The sequence below is a fragment of the Oceanicoccus sagamiensis genome, from assembly GCF_002117105.1.
GTDB classification, from domain to species: Bacteria; Pseudomonadota; Gammaproteobacteria; order Pseudomonadales; family Dasaniaceae; genus Oceanicoccus; species Oceanicoccus sagamiensis.
Genome location: NZ_CP019343.1, coordinates 3,643,097 through 3,665,206, shown reverse-complemented (window position 1 = coordinate 3,665,206; position 22,110 = coordinate 3,643,097). Strand labels below are relative to the sequence as shown.

Annotated in this window: 20 protein-coding genes and 1 pseudogene; 6 read left to right on the top strand and 15 right to left on the bottom strand. The window is 48.1% G+C overall.

Annotated features, from left to right (window positions below):
• Nucleotides 1-7 precede the first annotated feature (7 nt).
• Together relB and BST96_RS16610 are read left to right on the top strand one after the other, a co-directional pair.
• On the top strand, nt 8-391 hold the full coding sequence (gene relB / locus BST96_RS21105; protein WP_240554827.1) for a type II toxin-antitoxin system RelB family antitoxin: 384 nt from the start codon (nt 8-10) through the stop codon (nt 389-391).
• Nucleotides 375-647: a type II toxin-antitoxin system RelE family toxin gene (locus BST96_RS16610; RefSeq protein ID WP_085759771.1), complete on the top strand. Its 273-nt coding sequence runs from the start codon at nt 375-377 to the stop codon at nt 645-647. Before relB ends, BST96_RS16610 begins: the two co-directional genes overlap by 17 nt.
• Nucleotides 648-652: 5 nt before the next feature.
• On the opposite strand, the gene BST96_RS16605 is transcribed toward BST96_RS16610, so the two are convergent.
• Nucleotides 653-901 carry a LytTR family DNA-binding domain-containing protein gene (locus BST96_RS16605; RefSeq protein ID WP_085759770.1) on the bottom strand — a complete coding sequence of 83 codons (249 nt, stop codon included), beginning with the start codon at nt 899-901 and terminating at the stop codon, nt 653-655.
• Nucleotides 883-1,590 (bottom strand): hypothetical protein, encoded by a 708-nt coding sequence (locus BST96_RS16600; RefSeq protein ID WP_157117997.1) that lies wholly within the window; start codon nt 1,588-1,590, stop codon nt 883-885. The genes BST96_RS16605 and BST96_RS16600 overlap by 19 nt, the downstream gene beginning before the upstream one ends.
• A gap of 237 nt (nt 1,591-1,827) precedes the next feature.
• Here BST96_RS16600 and BST96_RS16595 point away from each other — a divergent pair, with 237 nt between their 5' ends.
• Nucleotides 1,828-2,955, top strand: coding sequence for a VPLPA-CTERM sorting domain-containing protein (locus BST96_RS16595; protein WP_085759768.1), 1,128 nt, complete (start codon nt 1,828-1,830; stop codon nt 2,953-2,955).
• Nucleotides 2,956-3,001: 46 nt separating this feature from the next.
• Here the strand turns inward: BST96_RS16595 and nqrM are convergent, their stop codons facing one another.
• The 9 genes from nqrM to BST96_RS16550 all read right to left on the bottom strand — a co-directional run bounded on the left by nqrM (nt 3,002) and on the right by BST96_RS16550 (nt 12,338).
• Nucleotides 3,002-3,244, bottom strand: coding sequence for a (Na+)-NQR maturation NqrM (nqrM, locus tag BST96_RS16590; RefSeq protein ID WP_085759767.1), 243 nt, complete (start codon nt 3,242-3,244; stop codon nt 3,002-3,004).
• A 129-nt stretch (nt 3,245-3,373) separates the two neighbouring features.
• The gene (locus BST96_RS16585; protein ID WP_085759766.1) at nt 3,374-4,414 is read right to left on the bottom strand and encodes an FAD:protein FMN transferase; all 1,041 of its coding nucleotides are present in this window, start codon (nt 4,412-4,414) and stop codon (nt 3,374-3,376) included.
• 8 nt (nt 4,415-4,422) lie between these two features.
• Nucleotides 4,423-5,640, bottom strand: coding sequence for an NADH:ubiquinone reductase (Na(+)-transporting) subunit F (gene nqrF / locus BST96_RS16580; protein WP_085759765.1), 1,218 nt, complete (start codon nt 5,638-5,640; stop codon nt 4,423-4,425).
• A 13-nt stretch (nt 5,641-5,653) separates the two neighbouring features.
• Nucleotides 5,654-6,268, bottom strand: a complete 615-nt coding sequence (gene nqrE / locus BST96_RS16575; RefSeq protein ID WP_085759764.1) for an NADH:ubiquinone reductase (Na(+)-transporting) subunit E — start codon at nt 6,266-6,268, stop codon at nt 5,654-5,656.
• Nucleotides 6,268-6,933, bottom strand: a complete 666-nt coding sequence (locus tag BST96_RS16570; protein WP_085759763.1) for an NADH:ubiquinone reductase (Na(+)-transporting) subunit D — start codon at nt 6,931-6,933, stop codon at nt 6,268-6,270. The genes nqrE and BST96_RS16570 overlap by 1 nt, the downstream gene beginning before the upstream one ends.
• Nucleotides 6,933-7,709 carry a Na(+)-translocating NADH-quinone reductase subunit C gene (locus BST96_RS16565; RefSeq protein ID WP_085759762.1) on the bottom strand — a complete coding sequence of 259 codons (777 nt, stop codon included), beginning with the start codon at nt 7,707-7,709 and terminating at the stop codon, nt 6,933-6,935. The genes BST96_RS16570 and BST96_RS16565 overlap by 1 nt, the downstream gene beginning before the upstream one ends.
• Nucleotides 7,702-8,916, bottom strand: a complete 1,215-nt coding sequence (locus BST96_RS16560; protein ID WP_085759761.1) for an NADH:ubiquinone reductase (Na(+)-transporting) subunit B — start codon at nt 8,914-8,916, stop codon at nt 7,702-7,704. Before BST96_RS16560 ends, BST96_RS16565 begins: the two co-directional genes overlap by 8 nt.
• A gap of 2 nt (nt 8,917-8,918) precedes the next feature.
• Entirely contained in the window at nt 8,919-10,247 is a 1,329-nt protein-coding gene (locus BST96_RS16555; RefSeq protein WP_085759760.1) for a Na(+)-translocating NADH-quinone reductase subunit A, read from the bottom strand.
• Nucleotides 10,248-10,955: 708 nt separating this feature from the next.
• Nucleotides 10,956-12,338 carry a glyceraldehyde-3-phosphate dehydrogenase gene (locus BST96_RS16550; protein WP_420814635.1) on the bottom strand — a complete coding sequence of 461 codons (1,383 nt, stop codon included), beginning with the start codon at nt 12,336-12,338 and terminating at the stop codon, nt 10,956-10,958.
• Nucleotides 12,339-12,686: 348 nt separating this feature from the next.
• Between BST96_RS16550 and mfd the strand changes: the two genes are divergently transcribed.
• Both mfd and BST96_RS16540 read left to right on the top strand, forming a co-directional pair.
• Nucleotides 12,687-16,151 carry a transcription-repair coupling factor gene (gene mfd / locus BST96_RS16545; RefSeq protein WP_085759758.1) on the top strand — a complete coding sequence of 1,155 codons (3,465 nt, stop codon included), beginning with the start codon at nt 12,687-12,689 and terminating at the stop codon, nt 16,149-16,151.
• Nucleotides 16,148-17,263, top strand: a complete 1,116-nt coding sequence (locus tag BST96_RS16540) for a CsiV family protein (RefSeq protein ID WP_157117996.1) — start codon at nt 16,148-16,150, stop codon at nt 17,261-17,263. Before mfd ends, BST96_RS16540 begins: the two co-directional genes overlap by 4 nt.
• Here BST96_RS16540 and BST96_RS16535 read toward each other — a convergent pair.
• Together BST96_RS16535 and BST96_RS16530 are read right to left on the bottom strand one after the other, a co-directional pair.
• Complete coding sequence (locus BST96_RS16535) at nt 17,223-17,954, bottom strand: S-methyl-5'-thioinosine phosphorylase (RefSeq protein ID WP_085759756.1); 732 nt, start codon at nt 17,952-17,954, stop codon at nt 17,223-17,225. The genes BST96_RS16540 and BST96_RS16535 overlap by 41 nt on opposite strands.
• Before the next feature lies 1 nt (nt 17,955).
• Nucleotides 17,956-19,077 (bottom strand): mechanosensitive ion channel family protein, encoded by a 1,122-nt coding sequence (locus tag BST96_RS16530; protein ID WP_085759755.1) that lies wholly within the window; start codon nt 19,075-19,077, stop codon nt 17,956-17,958.
• A gap of 354 nt (nt 19,078-19,431) precedes the next feature.
• On the opposite strand from BST96_RS16530, the gene BST96_RS16525 reads away from it, so the two are divergent.
• Nucleotides 19,432-19,755 (top strand): DUF6763 family protein, encoded by a 324-nt coding sequence (locus tag BST96_RS16525; RefSeq protein WP_085759754.1) that lies wholly within the window; start codon nt 19,432-19,434, stop codon nt 19,753-19,755.
• A gap of 9 nt (nt 19,756-19,764) precedes the next feature.
• On the opposite strand, the pseudogene BST96_RS16520 reads toward BST96_RS16525, so the two are convergent.
• Nucleotides 19,765-20,711 (bottom strand): annotated as a pseudogene (locus tag BST96_RS16520) (LLM class flavin-dependent oxidoreductase).
• Between the two features lie 150 nt (nt 20,712-20,861).
• Complete coding sequence (locus tag BST96_RS16510) at nt 20,862-22,106, bottom strand: saccharopine dehydrogenase family protein (RefSeq protein ID WP_085759751.1); 1,245 nt, start codon at nt 22,104-22,106, stop codon at nt 20,862-20,864.
• Nucleotides 22,107-22,110 lie beyond the last annotated feature (4 nt).

Below are 22,110 nucleotides of genomic sequence, written 5' to 3'. Positions count from 1 at the left end.
TTCAATAATGAAGCATCCATGGAAACAGCTATTCCCTGCTACCCCCCCCACAGTAAAGCCTTTGCCCTCGGCCAACTCGCCCTATCAGCCATTTATTTACCCAAAGCCTACGCATTCACATCAAGGCTTAAGACTGTTATGCTATACACGTAATACACGTATAGCCACCGAGGCCCCCATGCTTGCCATTAGACTCCCTAACGAGATTGAAGACCGACTCAATAATCTGGCCTCAAAAACCGGGCGTACCAAGACGTTTTATGCCCGTGAAGCCATCCTTAAGTATTTAGATGAAATGGAAGATAGATATCTGGCTATCGACCGATTAGAAAAATCCGGCAAGCGCTGGACTCTCGACGAAATGGAGCAGGATATTGACATGGACCGTTGAATTCGACGATAACGCTGCAAAGGAATTGCGCAAACTGGACCGACAAGCTCAACAAGAGATTCTACGCTACTTCCGACAACGTATTGCCACTCCTGAAGACCCCCGCCGCTTTGGTAAACCACTCTCCCGTGATTTAACGGGGCTGTGGCGCTACCGGGTTCGCAGCTACCGTATGATTTGCCATATCGAAGACAGTAAGCTCTTGGTTTTGGTATTACGTGCAGGGCATCGCAGGCGTATTTATAAGACGAGTTAACCAGCCTATGCCTGGTTTGTTAAACCCGGCTCCGGTTTATTGCGATTGGCCAGACAGGTTTTAACAGAGGCGAAATACGTCCTGGAAACCGGTAGCTGGCTACCATTACGATGACGAAGTACTGGCTTATTATTCACTCTCTCCAACCGCTCTACCGCATCGATAGCTACCCAGTAAGAGCGATGGATACGTAAGCCTGATACTCCCGCCTCATCAAGCGCCGCAATCGCTTTCGTTAACGGGTAGCGCACCATTTTCTGCTTACCCCCGCCGCTATCATAATGTAATTTTCCTGAGCCTGGAGTAATTCAATGGCCGCTACATCAATACCCTCACAAACCTCAATAAAGGTTGATAATTGTTTGGGCCGTGCGGACTTGGCTGCTGGCTCAATAGCAGTAACAGACGTATCAACTGTGGTGGCTGCAACGCTATGTTCTCCAGCATCATCCGTAAAGCGCTTATTGTCTGGCAGCAAAGCGAAGAAGTAATTAAAACCTACCCAGACAGCCACACCGGGAATGGCAAATTTCAAATAATAGCTAAACCAGATCAGGCTGGGCTGAAACCAAAATGGCCCTGGAGGTGCCGCCTCGGTGCCAAACCATTCAATCCCCCACTCCGTGTAAACACCCAGCGGGTAAAGCAAAAACACGCCGCCAATAATAGGCCCCAAAGAGGTATGAGCCCAAAGTGGCGGCTGCCATTTTGAAATCAAGCGATAACAATAAACGCTGGCAAAATAGTGGAACCACCAGATAATGGCAATAAAGACCACCCAGTAGAGCGTCACGCTCAGGGTAAAGTGGAACTCATCAACAGGTAATTTAAACCAGCCAATCATAACTCCCGCCAATAGCGGTACAGCAAGAAAGTAGAAGTAATCGGCCTTGTCCCAAGGCATTAAGGCATGGTGTTTAATCAATGGATTCACAGTCGTCATTTGTTATTTTCGTTTGCAGTGATTATCCGTAATAGCACCATCAATGATAGAGAAATAATACCACACCAAAAGCTATCCCTTTGTTATATATAGATATTTTTTGAATTAAAGGCCATGTATTTCGTCACTCTTTACGCTTTTCGTCACATTGTGATACCAGGATGGCCCTGGGTTTGAGAGTGTAGGACCATGCAACCATTAAAAGTAATATTAATAATTACACAATAAGAGGCACCTATGACGTCTAATCCTATTTTGCTAGCGGCATTTAGCCTGGCACTGGCCCAGCCAGCACTATCACAAGTCAATATGGCGTTGCTGGGTGACAGTATTATTGATGATTATCTAGGGCCCAGTAATAGTATTGGCACCAACACCAATCTGGCCGCAGGTAGCTTCGGCCAGATATTGGCTGATACCCGAGGGGCTGATATTAACTTTGGTGCCTATAAGGCACCCACGGCTAATACCGCCGATGCCTGGGATTCAATTCGGAATTTTGGTTACGAGTATAACTGGGCCACGGCTGGTGGAACGGCCTCCGCACAGGAGCTTAATCTGGACTTTAATGGACCTGACGCACCTGGCTATGCCCAGATTCCTATAGCCTCTAATTTAGCGGCTCAAGTAGCCGGGCTTGCCCCCTCAATCAGTTCAGGGGATGTAGACACCGCGGTTATCAGTGTCGGCCCCAATGATTTTTTCTACCACTCTTTGGTGATCGATACGGCAAGCGGTGGTTTTTACCCTGCCCCCGATGGCCAACTGGACCAGACATTTACCAATCTGGTGGCTGACTCTATTCTAGAGGGCATTGATACCCTGCAAGCCGCTGGTGATGTCGATATTATTTTAGGTTTGTTGGCTAAAAGACCCGGTCTGAGCGAAGAAGAAAATACCGCCATTGATACAGTGAATAACAGACTACTGACTGAAGCCACGGAAAAAGGTGTGGTCGTACTGGATTTTATGGAGTGGACTATCTCCGGTGAAAACGTCGACCCCATTACTCAGGATGTCACTATTGGCGATGTGGTTGTTGAATACGGCTCTGTAGCCAGCATCAGTGATATGAGTACAGAAGGCGATGGCGCTTATTGTACCTATGAAGGCCTATGCCCTCTGGATTCTCATGCTTTCAGTTATTTGGCAGAAGATGGCAGACACTTAAATACGCTGATGCAAGGTATGTTAGCCAATGAGATTTTAACCGCAATGAATACTCATTTTGATCATGATATAGATCTGCTTTCAGACTCGGAACTGCTGGGTTTGGTCGGTGTTTCAGAGGTGCCTGTCCCAGCTGCAGCCTGGTTATTTATGTCAGCATTGCTTGGCCTGGTGGGCATCAAACGAAGAAATTAATTAGCTCGTGATAAAAAGGCCTGGGCAGGCCTTTTTAGCGCAAGTATCAGGAGGGTTTATTAGGGCTTTCGCCCATTACATCATAGGCCAAATCGGCTTTACCGATAATCTCAACTTCTTTTCTCCACTGGGTTTCATCACCACCACAAACCATGCAGGACTCTTTCATACCCAGCGCACTAAGGCCGCCACAGGAGCCCTTAATCGGCTTGTTAGACAGAATAACGCCTACCGCCATAATAGTGACAATAATTAGCATCAGTCCAAATGCGAGTAGTATAGTAGCCATATCAACAACCTAAATTCTTCAGTGAGTGCGAACACTGGGCGTTATTTTACTCCAGAGCTATGGCAGCCGCCAGCCCTGTTCTCAATAGTATTTAAGCCTAATTCCAGCTTAAAGATATCAAATGCCGGATCACTGTAAGTAAGGTTTAAAGGCTTCGCTATAGCGAGCCTCAAAACCCTGCTCAGTTTTAACCAGCATATAAATAGCCAAGCCCTGTTGCTCGGCCAGCTGCAAGGCTTTCTCGGCACCCAACACATTTAAGGCGGTAGCCAGGCCGTCGGCATAGGCCGAGGTATCGGCAATAACAGTAATCGACGCCAGAGAGTGATCGATGGGGTAGCCCGTGATGGGGTTTATGGTATGGGAGTAACGTTTACCGTCTTGCTCAAAGTAATTGCGATAATCCCCAGACGTGGCCATAGCAACACCACTAACCTGCACCGCTTTATTGGCCTGGCCAAATACACCAGCATCGGGCTGCTCTATAGCGATACGCCAAGGTGTACCCCGAGGACTATTACCTGCCAGCCTTAACTCACCGCCAATCTCCACCATAAAATCTGTATAACCGGCATAGAGTAATAGCTCCGATACTTTATCAACCCCATAGCCCTTGGCAATACCCGACAGATCCAACAGCACCGGCTTGGTTTTACGGATGCTATTATCTTCCAGACCCAGTTCAATCGCCTGAAAACCACCGCGCTCTATTAACGCGTTGATCTTATCCGCATCGGGAACTTTGGAAGGCATATCCAAGCCTCCCGGGCCAAACCCCCAAAGATTCACCAAAGGCCCCACGGTAATATCAAAAGCACCAGCGGTCAGCCAACTTAGCTCCATACTCATCACTAAAATATCAAATAGGTTGGCACTGACATTAACCCACTCACCGACCAAAGCCTGGTTAAATTTAGAGAGTTCGGAATCATCCAGATAGGTCGACATCTGTTGATTGATCAGCAATAGCTGCTGGTCAATCGCCTGCTGAAGCTCTTGCTGATTAGTGTTAATGCCTTCGCGTTCCAACACAGTAATATGGTAAGTCGTACCCATGGTTGAACCAGCGAGAGTAAAATGCGCTTCGCTGGAATCACCACAAGCAGTCAGCAGTAATACAAACAAAAAGAGCAGCGAAGCTGCTCTTGGGGTTTTCTTAAAGTGATTCATAAGTGTTTTTAGAATTCATCCAGCATAATGTTTTCATCTTCCACACCCAAACTGTGTAGCATATTTATCACCGCTGAGTTCATCATTGGCGGTCCACACATATAAAACTCACAATCTTCAGGGGCGGTATGCTCGCCCAAATAGTTATCATGTACAACATTATGAATAAAGCCGGTCATACCCGTCCAATTATCTTCTGGCTGGGCATCACTTAATGCCAGATGCCAGCTAAAGTTTGGAAACTCTTCCGCCAGTGCATCATATTCTTCAGCGTAAAACACTTCGCGCAATGAGCGCGCACCGTACCAGAAAGACACCTTACGGTCGGTACCAATACGCTTAAGTTGATCGAAGATATGCGAACGCATCGGCGCCATACCAGCACCACCGCCGATAAACACCATTTCCGAATCTGTTTCTTTCGCAAAGAACTCACCGAAAGGACCAAATACGGTCACCTTATCACCGGGCTTAAGGCTAAATACCCAAGAGGACATCTGTCCCGCTGGCAGGCTTAAGTTGTTTGGCGGAGGTGTGGCGCAGCGGATATTAAACTTAACTATGCCCTTTTCTTCCGGGTAGTTTGCCATGGAGTAAGCACGGATTATCGGCTCATCCACTTTTGATTCAACATCAAAGAAACCAAAACGCTCCCAGTCGCCTCTGTATTCCTCACCTACATCAAAGTCGCTGTATTTAATATGGTGAGCGGGCGCTTCAAGCTGCACATAACCACCGGCGCGAAAATCTACATTTTCACCTTCAGGCAGTTTGAGCGTTAGCTCCTTAATAAAGGTGGCCACATTGGGGTTACTTTCAACAGTACACTCCCACTGCTTAATACCAAACACCTCTTCGGGTACTTCAATTTTCATATCCTGCTTAACTGGAGCCTGACATGACAGACGCCAGCCTTCGCGAGATTCGCGAGGTGTAAAGTGTGGTTCTTCCGTTGGTAGCATAGAGCCACCACCGTCATTCACAATACACTTACATTGCGCACAACTACCACCGCCACCACAGGCCGAAGCCAAGAAGATATCGTTAGATGCCAAAGTTTGCAGCAACTTATCACCCGCCGGAACGGAGATGGTTTTCTGGCCATTGATTTCAATATTGACGTTACCTGAACTCACCATACGAGCACGGGCAAATAAAATTACCGCCACCAAAGTGAGGACGACAACTGTAAACATGCCTACGCCGAGGACAATTACCTGATTCATACTAAAGCGCCTCTTATAGATCAATGCCGCCGAAAGACATAAAGCCTAACGACATCAAGCCAACAGTAATAAACGTAATACCCAAGCCTTGCAGACCGTCGGGTACATCGCTGTATTTCATTTTCTCGCGGATACCGGCCAGTAAGATAATGGCTAGCGCCCAACCTACACCGGAACCCAAACCGAAGACCACTGACTCACCTAAACCATAGTCGCGCTCAACCATAAAGAGAGAAGCACCCATAATGGCACAGTTAACCGTGATTAACGGTAGAAACACACCCAGAGCGTTATAAAGCGCCGGTACAAATTTATCCAGAAACATTTCCAGAATCTGTACCAGTGCAGCGATAACACCGATATAACTCAACAAGCCTAGGAAACTTAAATCAACCGTGGCAAAGTCAGGGCTTAGCCAAACCAGCGCACCCTCTTTGAGCAAGTAGGTATAGATCATATAGTTAACTGGGACAGTAATACCCAGCACTACGATAACGGCGATACCCAGACCAATAGCAGCCTGCATTTTTTTGGACAGTGCCAATAAAGTACACATGCCCAAAAAGAAGGCCAAAGCCATATTGTCGATAAAGACAGAGCGAACAAATAAACTCAGTAACTCTTCCATTACACTGCCTCCTGCGCGTTAGTGGTATTCGAAGTAATTTTAAACTCCGGCTCTTCCACCTGGTCTTTTTTCCATGAGCGCAGTGCCCAGATAAACAGACCAATCAGGAAGAAGGCACTAGGTGGCAACAGTAATAAACCGTTAGGCTGATACCAACCGCCATCGTTAACCAGTGGCAGAATTTCAATACCCATTAACTTGCCTGAACCAAATAGCTCACGCACAATCGCGATAGCAACCAAAATGGCTGAGTAACCCAAACCATTGCCGACACCATCAAAAAAGCTTGGCAGCGGCGAGTTCTTCATCGCAAAGGCTTCAGCACGGCCCATGACGATACAGTTAGTTATAATCAAGCCAACAAATACTGACAACTGTTTGCTGATTTCGTAGAAATAAGCCTTCAGTATTTGGTCAACCACGATTACCAATGAAGCGATAATTACCATCTGTACAATAATACGGATGCTGTTCGGGATTACGTTGCGGATAACTGAGATAGCGGTGTTTGAACAAGCACACACCACGATCACCGACATACACATAACTAAAGTAACTTTTAAGCTGGAAGTTACCGCCAGAGCAGAACAGATACCCAATACCTGTAAGGCGATCGGGTTATTTTTAAAGATGGGATCGACTAGCGAATCCTTAACTGTAGACATTATCCTGCCTCCCCTGAACGTAAATTAGTGAGGAACTTCTGAAAGCCCTTCTCACCCAACCAGAAGTGCACCAGATTGGTCACACCGCGGCTGGTTAAGGTAGCACCGGCCAGACCATCGACTTCATAGTCGGCATTAGCGCTGCCCGGGGTTACTGAGCCTTTGATCAAACCGACTTCAACTTCACCGTTTTGATAAACCTTTTTACCCGGCCATAGCGACTTCCACTTGGGGTTATCAATTTCCCCACCCAGCCCCGGTGTTTCACCGTGCTCAGAAAAGCCTAAACCAGCGATGGTATTGCCATCATTTTCCAGCGCGATAAAGCCACGCATAGTTGACCACAGACCATAGCCGCGAACCGGCAGGATAATTTTCTGTAGCTCACCTTCAGAGAGCACCAGATAAACCATGGAATAGTTTTCACGGCGTGAAATCTTTGCCAAATCATCTGCGCTACTTAAGGCTTCAGACAAATCATTGTCTTTAGCAGCGCGACGCTGGTCGAAGGTAGCAGCGTCTACCGCATCGGTATAACGACCGGTATCAAGATCGACAACTCTGGCAGTAATCAGACGCTGGTATTGATCTTCAATACTTTCGTCTTCATTCAACAAACCAGCGGCAGCCAGGATATTGCTATAGCGGTCCAGTTTTTTATTGGCGTCCTGCTGGTCTTTTAACAGTACTGCCGCACTGGATACAACCAGCGAACACACAATACATAGAACCAGCGCAACGATAATCGTTTTGGAGGTAGTTTCTTTATTAGCCACGGGCGAGCCTCCGTTTAATGTTAGCTTGCACCACAAAGTGGTCGATCACAGGAGAGAATAAGTTGGCAAATAGAATGGCCAGCATCATACCTTCCGGGAATGCAGGGTTTACAACACGAATCAGTACCACCATTACACCGATCAAAGCACCAAACCACCATTTACCGGTATTGGTCATTGAAGCTGACACAGGGTCAGTCGCCATAAAGATCATACCGAAGGCAAAACCACCAATGGTTAAATGCCAGTACCAGGGCATGGCAAACATCGGGTTGGTCTCGGAACCGATAAGGTTTAGTAAGGTCGTTAGAGCCACCATACCCAGCATAACGCCGGTCACAATGCGCCAGGAAGCAATTCGCGTCCAAAGCAGAACCACACCACCTAACAGAATTGCCAAGGTAGAGGTTTCACCCATTGAGCCCGCTTCAAAGCCGGCAAACGAATCCCACCAAGTCAGTGAATTTTGCAGAGCAGCCACACCATCAGAAGCAACCACCGATAAGGCCGTTGCACCGGTGTAACCATCCACCGCTGTCCATACTGCATCACCCGACATAGAAGCTGGGTAAGCAAAGAATAAGAAAGCACGACCGGTTAAAGCCGGGTTAAGGAAGTTTTTACCCGTACCACCGAACACTTCTTTACCGATAACCACACCAAAGGTGATACCCAGGGCAACCTGCCATAGCGGAATCGACGGTGGGCAAATCAAAGCAAATAAGATAGAGGTAACAAAGAAACCTTCGTTAACTTCATGGCCACGCTTCATGGCAAACAAGACTTCCCAGAAGCCACCCACAATAAAGGTGACGGCATAAACCGGCACAAAGTACCACAGGCCATACCAGAAGTTATCCCACATACTTGCAGGATCGTTGCCAGCGAAGGCTGTGATCAGGCCAACACGCCAGTCATCAGTCATTGCCAAGCCAGTTTCGGCAAGAATGGTATTGGCTTGAAAACCAACATTCCACATACCAAAAAACATCGCAGGGAAAGCACACAACCAAACAGTGATCATAATACGCTTAAGATCAACACCGTCACGGACGTGAGCTGTGGTTTTAGTGGTAGAACCGGGAGAGTAGAAAATCGTGTCTGCGGCTTCATAGAGCGCAAACCAGTTTTCGTATTTACCGCCTTTATGGAAGTGCGGTTCCATATCGTCGAGTATTTTACGCAGTGCGGGGAATTTGACCGCCATGATTAACCCTCCTTCTCTATGCGAGTGAGGTTATCGCGGAGTATTGGGCCATACTCGTACTTACCTGAGCAGACGTAAGTACACAACGCCAGGTCTTCCTCATCTAATTCTAAACAACCAAGATCTTGCGCCATGGCGGTATCGCCAACAATCAATGAACGCAACAATTGGGTGGGCAAAATATCCAGCGGCATCACTTTTTCGTAGCTGCCTACGGGGACCATTGCTCTTTCACTACCGTTTGTGGTGGTGGTGAAATCCAACAGCTTGCTTTTGGTAAACTGGGAGATATAGATGGCCAGGTTTGAGTGTTTGCCAGCACCTGGTGACATCCAACCCATAAATTCACGCTCATCACCTTCCAGCAATACGCTCACTTGTGAGTGGTAACGGCCAAGGTATGAAACCGCGCCACGAGCAGTGCGACCGCCTAAAACCGAGCCGGAGATAACACGGTTATTGTCAGGCTTAACCTTACCGGCGGTTAACTCTTCCAGATTGGCACCTAAACGGGTTCTAACCAGCCCAGGCTTATCGACCTGGGGTCCCGCCAGAGCAACAACCCGCTCAACCGATAGTTTGCCTTCAGCAAATAACTTACCGATGGCGATAACATCCTGATAAGCAATCGACCAGGCAACTTTATTAGCGCTAACCGGGTTCAGGTAATGCATATGAGTACCAACCAGGCCTGCTGGATGTGGGCCAGCAAACTCAGCGGTTTCTACCTTGGCAGAACCGGTTGGGATATTGGCGCCAGGAGCGGTAGCAACAAAAACTTTATCGCTCAGCTTGCTTAATGCTGTTAGGCCACCTTCAAACGCTGCCGCTTGCTCAGCAATAATCACTGCCGGGTCAGCTGCCAATGGGTGGGTATCCATCGCCGTAACAAAAATCGCAGTCGCTGTTGAATCTGGAGCAGGAACACGGCTATAGGGACGCGTGCGCAGAGCTGTCCACTGGCCGGAGTTAATCAGGGTATCGACAATCTGCTGTCGATCCATGGCGTTTACATCGCCTGATTCAAAGGTTTCAAACTCGTCGTCTTCCACATCGATTACAATCGACTGAAATACACGCTTATCACCTCGGTTAATGGCCGATACGGTACCAGTAGCAGGCGAAGTATATTTCACCCCTTCGGTTTTCTTATCGGTAAATAGTAGCTGACCGGTCTTGACGCGATCTCCAACTTGCACGGACATTGTGGGCTTCATGCCTACATAGTCAAAGCCGACTAAAGCAACAGAGCGTGTTTTCGCCCCCTCACTAATAACCTGCACCGGTGCACCAGAGATAGGCAAGTCCAAACCACGACTGATCTTAATCATAGATATGCCTGACACTTGATAGTTAAAAAACTTTGAGTTTTAAGGAACAGACTCAACAGAAGAACAAATTCTAAGCCTAAGGATAGACTAAGAATCGTACAGTTTCCGTTGATATTTTGGCCCAGCAAGGGCACACCCCTAAAAATGGCGCAAGTATAAAGATCTGGGGGCGCAAATGCCATAGGTACTGGCCGCATTTGGTTGATTTAAAAGGCGTTTTTTATTGAATTGAGCTGGATTGTGGGGATTTTCGTTATTCAGGGGAAGAATGGTGGTTGGTTTTGGTGTGGAACCGGGTGAGCAAGGTGTGGGTTTTCAGGGGACGCTGCAAGCCATCCGTGGGCGCTCGTAAAAATGCACCCATGCATTTTTACGCCCCTGAAAACCCAAACCTCACTCACCCCTCAAGGTCGCGCAACTCTTTAAACCTGAGAATCTGACTCAAATCCCCCGAAAGAAAGTGTAAACGTGATGCCAACAACTGAGAGGCTGGTAGCAGGTTTTGAGACCATCAAAATGCAGGGATGCTTTCTATCGAGCGCCGAGCCTGCCCCGCGCCCGCAGGGAGTGCTTTGGGTATAGAGATGGATTGAAGGTTGTCGCAAAACCCGCTATCGGCCCCTCAGCTCGTTACCACACTAGAAATAACTCACACCCACAAAAAAGCCGCCCAAAGGCGGCTTCTCTAACAAGATCACTAAGCCAAACTTAGTTTTCTTTAGGGAATACCCGGTAATCAACCCCAGCCATCTGCTCAAGTACACGGTGTACCTGACAGCTATAGCCAAATTCATTATCGTACCAGCAGTACATAATGACCTGATTGCCATTAACAATGGTAGCCACTGAATCATAGATACAGGCTTCTCTTGAGCCTACAAGGTCACTGGAAACCACTTCAGGAGAATTGGAGTAAGCCACCTGCTTACGCAGCGGTGAATGCAGCGAGACAGTACGCATATATTCATTCACTTCTTCTACGCTGGTCTCTTTAGCCAGAGTCAGCTTTAAAATAGCCATAGAAACATTGGGGGTAGGAACACGAATCGCATTACCCGTCAGCTTGCCTTTCATTACTGGCAAGACTTTAGCAACCGCCTTAGCGGCACCGGTAGAAGTAATAACCATATTCAAAGGCGCGCTACGACCACGACGGTCTGCCTTGTGATAGTTATCGATCAGGTTCTGGTCATTGGTATAAGCATGAATGGTTTCAATATGGCCAGACACAATACCGAACTTCTCATCCATCGCATACAAAGGTGGCGAGATAGCATTGGTGGTACAGCTTGCGGCTGAAATAATACGATCTTCATCGCGGATCACATCATTGTTAATACCATAAACAATATTGGGGACATCAGAGCCAGGAGCCGTCAGGATAACCTTGGAAGCACCTGGGCGCAGGTGGCGAGATAAGCCCTCTGCATCTTTAAAGATACCGGTGTTATCAATAACGATCGCATCATTGATACCGTGCTCGGTGTAGTCCACTTCTTCTGGAGAACCGGCATAGATCACTTTAATCTCATTACCGTTGGCCACAAAGGAGCTGCGCTCTTCGTCAACACGGATAGTACCGTTGAACGGACCGTGCACCGAATCGCGACGTAATAGGCTGGCACGCTTAACCAAGTCATTCTTGGCGCCGCCCTGACGAACAACAATCGCCTTAAGGCGAAGGTTGTCACCACCACCGGTTTTCTCAATCAGTAAGCGAGCCATTAAACGACCAATTCGACCAAAGCCGTACAACACTACATCACGGGGTTCAGGTGCAGGCGTCGTATCATTGATTAACTCAGCCACTTCCTCACGAACAAAATCTTCAACACTAACGCCATTGGCTTTAGCCGTCTCTTCATACTTCACCGCAATACGGCCAGCATCTATATGGGCAATACCCAGGTTTAATTCAGCCAGCGCCTTAATCACCGGGAAGGTTTCAAACTCTGACAACTCATTGCCCTCAACCTGACGCACTGCACGGTGAGCCTTCATAATATCCAATACAGACAGGTTGACTAAATTTTGGCCATAGACATAAGTTTTAACGCTATTACGGTAGAGCTTACCAACCAAAGGAATCATACCTTCGGCTAAGGCTTCACGCTCTTTCCAATCACTAAAATAGTCATCAGGACGGCTACGGGTACTGTTATCAGTGCTCACGGTTGGATACCTTTATCGATGTGAAAATTTGGGCCTGCCAAAAAAGCGCGTATTATGTTCATTCACCCCGCCAAGTTCAACCACTTGCAGAGCTTTTCGAGACAAATTGCCCGAATAAAACCACTGCATTGGCCATAATGGTATATCTTTAGCGGCAATTGCCCCTGCCACTCAGCAAATTGCCGTAAAACAGCGCTGTAAAAACCCTCTTGTCACGCTACAATAAGCGCCCTCAAAATACAGCGACCAGCATTAGCAATAGCCTTTATGAGCCACAAGTCTCTCTTCTCTCCCGCCATCAGCACTAAAGCGGGCGACCGCCAACGATGGGGCAGCCTATTTGGCAGCGCTGCCAGCCTGGCGATAGCCAATGCCGCCAATCAATCAGGCCAATTAACCGTATTAATCTGTAATGACACGGCCAGCGCACTGCGTTATGAGCAGGAACTGAGCTTTTATGGCAACGAACTGGACGTGGTGCACTTTCCCGACTGGGAAACCCTGCCCTACGATACGTTTTCGCCCCATCAGGATATTATTTCAGAGCGCTTACACACCCTTCATCGCCTATCACAGATGAAAGGCGGGATTTTAGTGGTGCCAGTTTCCACGCTGATGCACCGCTTACTGCCCAGCGAGTATCTTCAGGCACACAGCTTAGTCATCGAAATAGGTCAGCAGTTTGATATTGAAGCCATGCGCCTAACACTGGAAGGCAATGGCTACCGCTGCGTCAACACCGTCTATGAACACGGTGAGTTCGCCCTGCGCGGCTCTATTATGGATATCTTCCCCATGGGTAGCAGCATGCCCTTTCGGGTTGACCTGTTCGGTGACGAGGTTGATACCCTGCGCACCTTCGACCCTGAAAACCAACGCACCGTCGAGCAAATCCAATCCGTTAATCTGTTGCCGGGTAAAGAGTTCCCGCTGGATGAAGCGGGGATCCGCCGCTTTCGCAACCAGTGGCATGAACAGTTTGATGTAGACCATCGCCGCTGTTCCATTTATCAGGATGTCAGTGAAGGTATTGCCCCTGCCGGTATCGAATATTATCTGCCACTGTTTTTTGAAAGCACCAGCACCCTGTTTGATTTTTTACCCAAAGATAGCCTGATCGTTAACCTTGAAGGCCTGGAAGGCGCCGCCGATCAATTTTGGCGCGACCTGCATACCCGTTATGAAGATCGCAATATCGACGCCCAACGGCCATTGCTCAGCCCGCAACAGTTATTTATTCCTAATGAGCAATTATTCGCCGCCCTGAAAAATTACCCGCGTATTGTAATGCACCGGGATGTGCTGGAAGAAAAAGTCGGCAACAGCAACTTCGACTGCCAGCCACCGGCCTTTTTATCCATCGATAGTCAGGCAGAAAATCCATTAAAAGAGATTGAAGACCTTATCAGTAACAGCAATGCCCGTATTTTATTTTGCGCAGAAAGCGCCGGGCGCAGGGAAAGCTTATTAGATTTATTACAGCGTCACTCGATCAAACCGGAAAGCTGTGAAAGCTGGCAGGCCTTTATCGACGGTAATGAAACCCTGGCGATTGCCATTGGACCACTGGAAGCTGGCCTGCAACTGAGTGACACCATCGTGATCGCTGAGCCACAACTCTTTGGCCAGCGCGTGATGCAAAGCCGCCGCCGTCGCAAGACTCAGGACAATAGCGATGCGGTGATTAAAAACCTGACAGAATTACGTATGGGTGCGCCAGTCGTTCACCTTGATCATGGCGTAGGCCGTTATCGCGGCTTGCAAGAGATTGGGGTTGAGGGTGAAACCACGGAATTTCTAACACTGGAATATGCCGACGGCGCCAAACTCTATGTGCCGGTTTCATCGCTGCATCTGATCAGCCGCTATAGCGGTGCCGATGAAGAACACGCTCCATTGCATCGGCTTGGCAGTGACCAATGGTCCAAAGCCAAACGTAAAGCGGCGGAAAAAATTCGCGATGTTGCGGCCGAATTACTGGATATCTACGCCCGCAGAGCGGCACGCCCTGGTGAAGCCCTATCCAACCCCAAGCAAGCCTATGAGAAATTTGCAGCGGGCTTTCCCTTTGAAGAAACACCGGATCAGGAAACCGCAATTGCTGCGGTTCTCTCTGACCTTGAAGCCCCAACCGCAACCGATCGCCTGGTCTGTGGCGATGTGGGCTTTGGTAAAACCGAAGTGGCTATGCGGGCAGCATTTGTTGCCGTGCATAATAGTAAGCAAGTAGCAATTTTAGTGCCCACCACCCTACTCGCCCAACAACACTATGAATCCTTTAAGGATCGCTTCGCCGACTGGCCGGTCACCGTTGAAGTATTATCCCGTTTCCGCAGCAACAAGGAAGCCGAACAAGTACTGGCCAAAGTAGCCGCCGGCAAGGTGGATATTTTAATTGGCACCCATAAGCTGCTACAGGGCGATGTTAAATACCATAATCTGGGCTTATTGATTATCGACGAAGAACATCGCTTTGGTGTGAGACAAAAAGAGAAGCTGAAATCCCTGCGTTCGGAAGTCGACATTCTGACCTTAACCGCAACACCAATTCCTCGTACCTTAAATATGGCGATGTCGGGTATGCGCGATCTATCGATTATCGCCACACCACCGGCCCGCCGCCTATCGGTAAAAACCTTTGTCCGGCAAACCGATAAAGGCATTATCAAAGAAGCGATGCTGCGTGAAATTTTACGGGGTGGTCAGGTGTATTATCTGCACAATGAAGTAAAAACCATTGAGCAAACGGCTAGAGAGTTACAGGAACTAGTACCCGAATTGCGCATCGGTATTGGCCACGGCCAAATGCCTGAGCGACAACTTGAGCAAGTGATGTCGGACTTTTATCATAAACGTTTTAATGTCTTGCTCTGTACCACCATTATAGAAACAGGTATTGACGTCCCTAGCGCTAACACCATTATTATTGATCGGGCCGATAAGTTTGGCCTGGCACAGTTACACCAATTGCGTGGACGGGTTGGCCGCTCTCACCATCAGGCCTATGCCTACCTGCTAACACCCGGCATTAAAAATATGACCAAGGATGCAGAAAAACGCCTGGATGCGATCAGCCAGGCCGAAGACCTTGGCTCGGGCTTTACCCTCGCCACCCATGACCTTGAAATTCGTGGTGCCGGTGAATTGCTGGGTGACGATCAAAGCGGTCAAATTCATAGCATTGGTTTTACGCTCTATATGGAAATGCTTGAACGTGCGGTCAAGGCCATTAAGGAAGGTAAAGAAACCAATATTGAAGATGCCTTTAAACCGGGCAGCGAAGTAAACCTGAGGTTACCGGCGTTAATACCGGATGACTATTTACCCGATGTACACACTCGTCTGATCTTATACAAACGGATTGCCAATGCCGAAAGCAGCAATGACTTAAGAGAATTGCAGGTTGAGATGATTGATCGCTTTGGCCTATTGCCTGATCCGGTTAAAAACCTGTTTAGAGCCACTGAACTGAAACTACGAGCCCAGGCAATTGGTATTGTTAAAGTAGAGGGCTCTGCCACCGGAGGTAAATTGGAATTTGCCGACGATACTCAGGTCGAACCGATAGCGCTGGTTAAATTGGTGCAAAGCCAACCCGCCACCTACCAGTTAGCTGGCGCGACGGCCTTAAAATTTAGTGAATCACTGGAAGAAACCGAACAACGGTTTGATTTTATTGATAAGCTATTGGAACTATTAACCCCTGACAGCTCAAACAAGGCGGTAGCTTGAAATACGGACTAACACAGAGAGTGGCCTCATTAGCGATGATGGGGCTGACTACCTTATTAATGGCCACTGGCACAGCACTGGCGCAAGATAGCAGCCAGGAAGATAGCGAACAAAAATGGTACCAAATTGAGGTGTTTATTTTTGCCTATCAGGAAGCTGCCGCCAGCAATACTGAAGTCTGGCCCAAGGAAATGGGCTTAAAATATCCGCAACGTATTGTTGAGTTGAAGCAGGCCGCACAAACTGAAGTCCTACTTAATGATTGGTCAGGGCATACAGACGCAACGACTGAAGTACTGCCTGAAGCAGAGAGCTCTGCAACTAATACCTCAGCAACTAACACATCAGCAACACAGACCCCAGCAACAGAGGCTCTCGCCCCCATAGCTGAAGCAGCCGCTGAACAAATACTACTGCCCGAACCGATTATGGTTACTTTGCAGGAACAGCCTTTTACACTGCTAGCCAAGGATGAACTTAGCTTTGCCGAGATCAAGCAAAAACTATTGCGCCAAAGAGATCTGCGCCAATTATTTCACGGTGCCTGGCGACAACCCATCGGCAAGCGCAATGACTCTGAAAGCCTGCTTATCCGCGGTGGCGATCAATTCGACAATCATTTTGAGTTAGAAGGTTCAATTAGTCTGGGTCTGGAGCGCTATCTGCATATCACCACCGATTTGTGGCTAAGCACTTTTGTTAGCAATGCGGGCCGCCTGCAAAACCCATGGCCGGTATTGCCCAAAGCCCCTGTAACTTCCAGTGCCAGTTCTGGTATAGCTGAGACTAACGACAGCAATCAGGACGTGTTTAACCAGAGCAACTTAGCTGCCAACTCAGGCACGCTATTTGTTAACAATAATGATATGGAAAACCCGTTTCTCGATTTAGCCGGTAATCAATATGCCGTTGAACAAACCGCCACCATGCGTCAGTCACGGAGAATGCGGAGTAATGAACTGCACTATATTGATCACCCATTAATGGGCTTGCTGGTGAGAATTACACCCTATGAATTTCCTGAAACGGTCGAAACGGAATTTAACGAAGCTGGGGGCAGCAATACAGAGCTCATTGAAGCTCAGCCAGCGCAGCCGTCAGCAGCGCCCTAACCTTAACCATACCGGTATCCACCACTCGGTGAATATCATCCATGGTGATCAAACGATCACTGCGCCCCGCCGCCGGATTTACCACTAAACACAGGCTGGCATAATCCATTGCTAACTCTCTGGCCAAGCCTGCTTCCGGCATAGCCGTCATTCCAACAATATCACAGCCGTCACGATCCATCCGGTCAATCTCTGCGGCGGTTTCTAATCGCGGCCCCTGAGTCACACCGTAAACTGCTTTATCTAACAAAGGTAGTGCACAGCTATCAGCCGCACGACTCAATGCGCCGCGTAGATTTTCAGCAAAAGGGAAACTAAAATCAATATGCTCCAGCTTATCATCACTGCCATCGTACAAAGTATGTTCGCGGCCATAGGTATAATCAATCAGCTGATCCGGCGAGACTAACGCACCAGCCACCATCGCTGGACTAATACCACCAACGGCATTAACCGCCAGTATTTGGCTAACACCCAACTGTTTTAGCGCCCACAAGTTGGCGCGGTAATTAACTTGATGAGGTGCTATGGTATGGGGATTGCCATGGCGGGCCAAAAAGCAGACCGAGCGCCCAGCCACCTCTGATTGAACAATGGCCGCTGAGGTATAGCCATAATGATTATGGCGCTCCCCCACAACCTCCCCTTCACTGAACTCGTTAAGGCCAGTCCCGCCAATAATCGCCAGCATGTTAAACCACCGGTCCTGGCTGCTCTATCGAGCCGTTTAGCCCTATACCCTCCGGGATATGGACGGTTGAGGTTGGGAAAGCAACATCCGCATCATGCTTAAAAATAATGTCCAGAATTTCCAGCAATACTCGCTGCTTTACTTCATGGTATTTCACCCAGTCGGTGGTCTTGGTAAAGGTGTAAACAAAGAAGTCCAACGATGACGGGGCAAAGCTATTAAAGTTAACAATTATGGTCTGGTTCTGATCGATCTCTTCGTGCTGCTTAAGCAGTTCAGTCACATCAGTGACAATTGCCTTGAGCTTGCCTGCATCCTCATAGCGAATACCAATAGTTTCATAGATACGACGGTTGAGCATACGCGACGGGTTTTCCACCGAGATATGGCTAAAGGTTGCATTAGGAATATAGAGTGGACGCTTATCAAAGGTCCTAATACAGGTCTGCCGCCAGCCAATATGCTCAACAGTCCCTTCTATCTCCTGGTCTGGGGAGCGAATCCAGTCACCCACAGCAAAGGGTCGATCCAGATAGACCATAAGGCCACCAAAAAAGTTGGCCAGTAAATCTTTGGCGGCAAACCCCACGGCTATTCCGCCAATACCCCCAAAAGCCAGCACACCAGAAATGCTATAGCCCAGTGTTTGCAGAACCACCAAGGCAACGGTGATAATCACTGCGGCCCGGACCAATTTACCCACAGCCAGCACCGTCGTGGCATCCACCGGCTCTGAGGAATATTCATCGGACATTAAGCGGATTTCTACCTGCTTAATCAGCCGAATCATAAACCAGGCTAACAGCAGTACTACCGACAACTCCCGTACTGGCCCAAGGCTGGTGAAGACAAAGGCTTGCGACTCTACCACCAACACCTCCAGCACCCAGCTAAAACCTACCAGCCAAACCAGCCAGCCCGCGGGGGCATGGCCCGCCTCTAACAAAGCATCATCCCACAGGGTATGGGTTTTCTTCAGTTGCTGTTCCAGTTTTCTTAATAACATGCCAACCACATAACGAGCCAGCAACGTCAGTAGTACCAGCACGAAAACATCCCACAGCCATGGGTACTCCGCCAGATTAAGGCCAAAAAAGGTGGTATCGATAGTCGGTGTATTCATAAAGTGTCACACAGTCGGATCAAGTGATGTTTTAGTACTAAAATAGTTGAGCCAATGGCTAACTGAAACTGAATCGTTAAAAAATGATCATTTTGATCGAAAAATTTATACAATTTTATCTTGATCAAAGTCATTTTTATATTAAAAGCCTATAAGAAACCCTTTATAAAACATCGCCCCCGAATTTACAAATCATAAGCCATTGAATCTCATTGAGTTTTCCAAAGTGTAAGAATTGTTGATGCAGATTAAGACTTTATACCATCCGTTTAATCACCTATGGACAGCGCCGTTTTACATGGTACTTTGAACATTAAGTATAAGTAACAGCATGGGATAACCAGAGGGCGTGAAATGAAAAGTACTACACCTCAAGTTGGCAGCTGGTATAGGGAAATCCAGCAAGGGCTGATATTTGAAGTCGTGGCTGTGGACGAAAACACCCGCACGATAGAAACCCAACTTATCGATGGCGCTGTAACGGAATACGACCTTGAGAACTGGAATGAAATGCTACTGGAAGAGGTGGAAGAACCTGAGGATTGGCGCAATGCCTATGAACTCAGCAGTGAAGATTACCTTAACCCCGACGATACTATCTACCCTGAGGACTGGAATGGCCCGGTCAGCATGATAGAAACCGACATTGTTAACGGTGTGTTAGACGACCTTTACTAAATCGTTAGATTAGAAAGCTTGTTTGAGTAACTCGAACGAGCGTTTGCGATCTTCAAAATAATGCATATTGGTTACCGCCATAATTTCATCGGCAGAAAATACTTCCGCCTGTCGGGTAATTTTTTCTTTTACCTGCTCTACTGTCCCCGTCGCCCTTAATCTGGAACGGTCCTGAATAAAACTCTGCAACTGTGGCGTCATCGGAAATTCCGCAGCCTCCGCAGGGGTTAGTGAAACCTCGCCTGCCTGCCCTGTAACAAAGCGGAAGAAATTAATATCATGGGTATGGGCCAGCTTAGCCGCCTGTTCTTCGGTATCGGCACAAAACACACTCATGGTAAGAATCGCATAGGGCTGCTGCTGCAACTCGCTGGGCTGAAAGCGCTCTTTATAATACTGAATCAAAGCTGGGTCAGCCTGAGGATTGATAAACGCCGCCAGGTTATAAGGCAGACCGCGCTGAGCAGCCAGCAAGGCGCTATCGGCACTGGAACCCAACATCCATAATGGAATACCCGGTGGTGGTTTTGGGCTAACGACCGGCTGAGTTACTGGTTGCCATAGATACTCACTCAGACTTTCAACCAATTGCGGAAAACGGGCAAATTTGGGCTGACCATCCGTCGCCAGAGCTTTAGCCGTGGACATATCAGCACCGGGGCTCGCCCTACTCCCAGATCAATGCGGCCAGGATATAGATTAGCCAGCAGAGAAAATACTTCAGCGACTTTATAGGCACTGTAATGTGGCAGCATAATGCCACCAGACCCTAAGCGGATAGTACGAGTGGCCGCACCCAGAGCCGCCAACAAAACTTCCGGCGCACTACCGGCCACCGAACGGAAGGCATGGTGCTCCGACACCCAGAAACGTTGATAACCCAATTGCTCACAGAACTGGGCCATTTGCAGGGTTTCCTGCAAGGCTTGCGCGGCATGATTGGCAGAACGTGACATCGATTGATCGAGTACGGACAAAGTAACAGACATAATAAAACTTCTTTTGACTTATCTTGTTTTGCTTTTGGCTTATCTTGTTTTAATAGTACTTGTATTTATAGTACTTGCTTTGATAGCAACAGCGCGGCGCTAGCATAACAGTCTATTTTAGTCGTCATCAATCACTTCAAAGGTCAAACCGGCATATTGACATAAGCGGTCAATTAAACGCTGGTCAAAAACAGTGGCCGTGGTCCAAAAACCACCGCCCTTTTCTTGCTGACTTATATCCTTGGCCAGACAGACCGCAGATTGAGCAATAATTTTAGCCGTTGAACCGTAACCTGGGTCACGATCACCGGTTAGTTTAGTTTGTATCCGCTGCCCATCGTTGGTTTTACCCAAAAAGCGAATATCATAAAAACCCTTGGCCTGCGCTTCAGGGCTGGGGCCCTCACCAGGCGCAGGCATTATTTTCATAATTAACGGTTTAAACAACGGCATAGCAGTGGCGGCTACAAATATTTTCATCACTTTGTCCACCATCACCGCAGCAATTTTACCGCCAGTGCCGGGGGCAGTCAGGATGGCTTCATTATAGTGAAAGTCTTTACCATAGCTATAGTCGCTTAAGGCATTGGAGCGCAGCACCACTGGCTCGTTAATCGGTGCCATCATAAATGGCGCAGACCAGCTGGCAAAATTTTCGTCATAGTGGTGACTGAGAATACTGTGCTGCTTTGCCTGCTTGGGATAATCCTCAGGGCAAATCGCATAACTATCTTCCAACAGCGCCTGTAACTCCGGATCGGCTGCCATTTCATCATTGGCATTAACCATGCTGGCAAAAGTACCACCGGAAAAACCTCCTGATGCAGCTTTAATCCGCAGAGCCACCTCCGAGCAGACCTGCCCCAGTTTTGCTTTGGCTTGCTGTTGCAAGTAGTACACACCCATATCAGAAGGAATCGAATCAAAGCCGCAGCTATGAACAATACGCGCACCGCTGTTTAAAGCAGCTTCTGAATATTTGTCCTGCATACGTTTAATCCACTGGATTTCACCCGCCAGATCACAGTAGTCGGTGCCGGTTTCTACACAAGCTTGAATCAGCGTATCGCCATATAAAGCATAGGGCCCAACCGTGGACATCACCACCAGTGTTTGCTCACACATAGCGCGCATCGCTTCAAGGTCATCAGCATTGGCAACAATGGTGGGAATATCATCAACCTTATCTGCCATCAAGGCTTTTACTTCATTGAGCTTGGCCTCTGATCGACCGGCAATGGCCCAACTGACTTGCTCGGCCGCATCAGCGGTGGAAAACTGTTCACAAAAGTAACGCACAATAATTTGACCAACAAAGCTGGTGGCACCAAAAATAACAACATCATATTGGGGGCTAGACATGGTT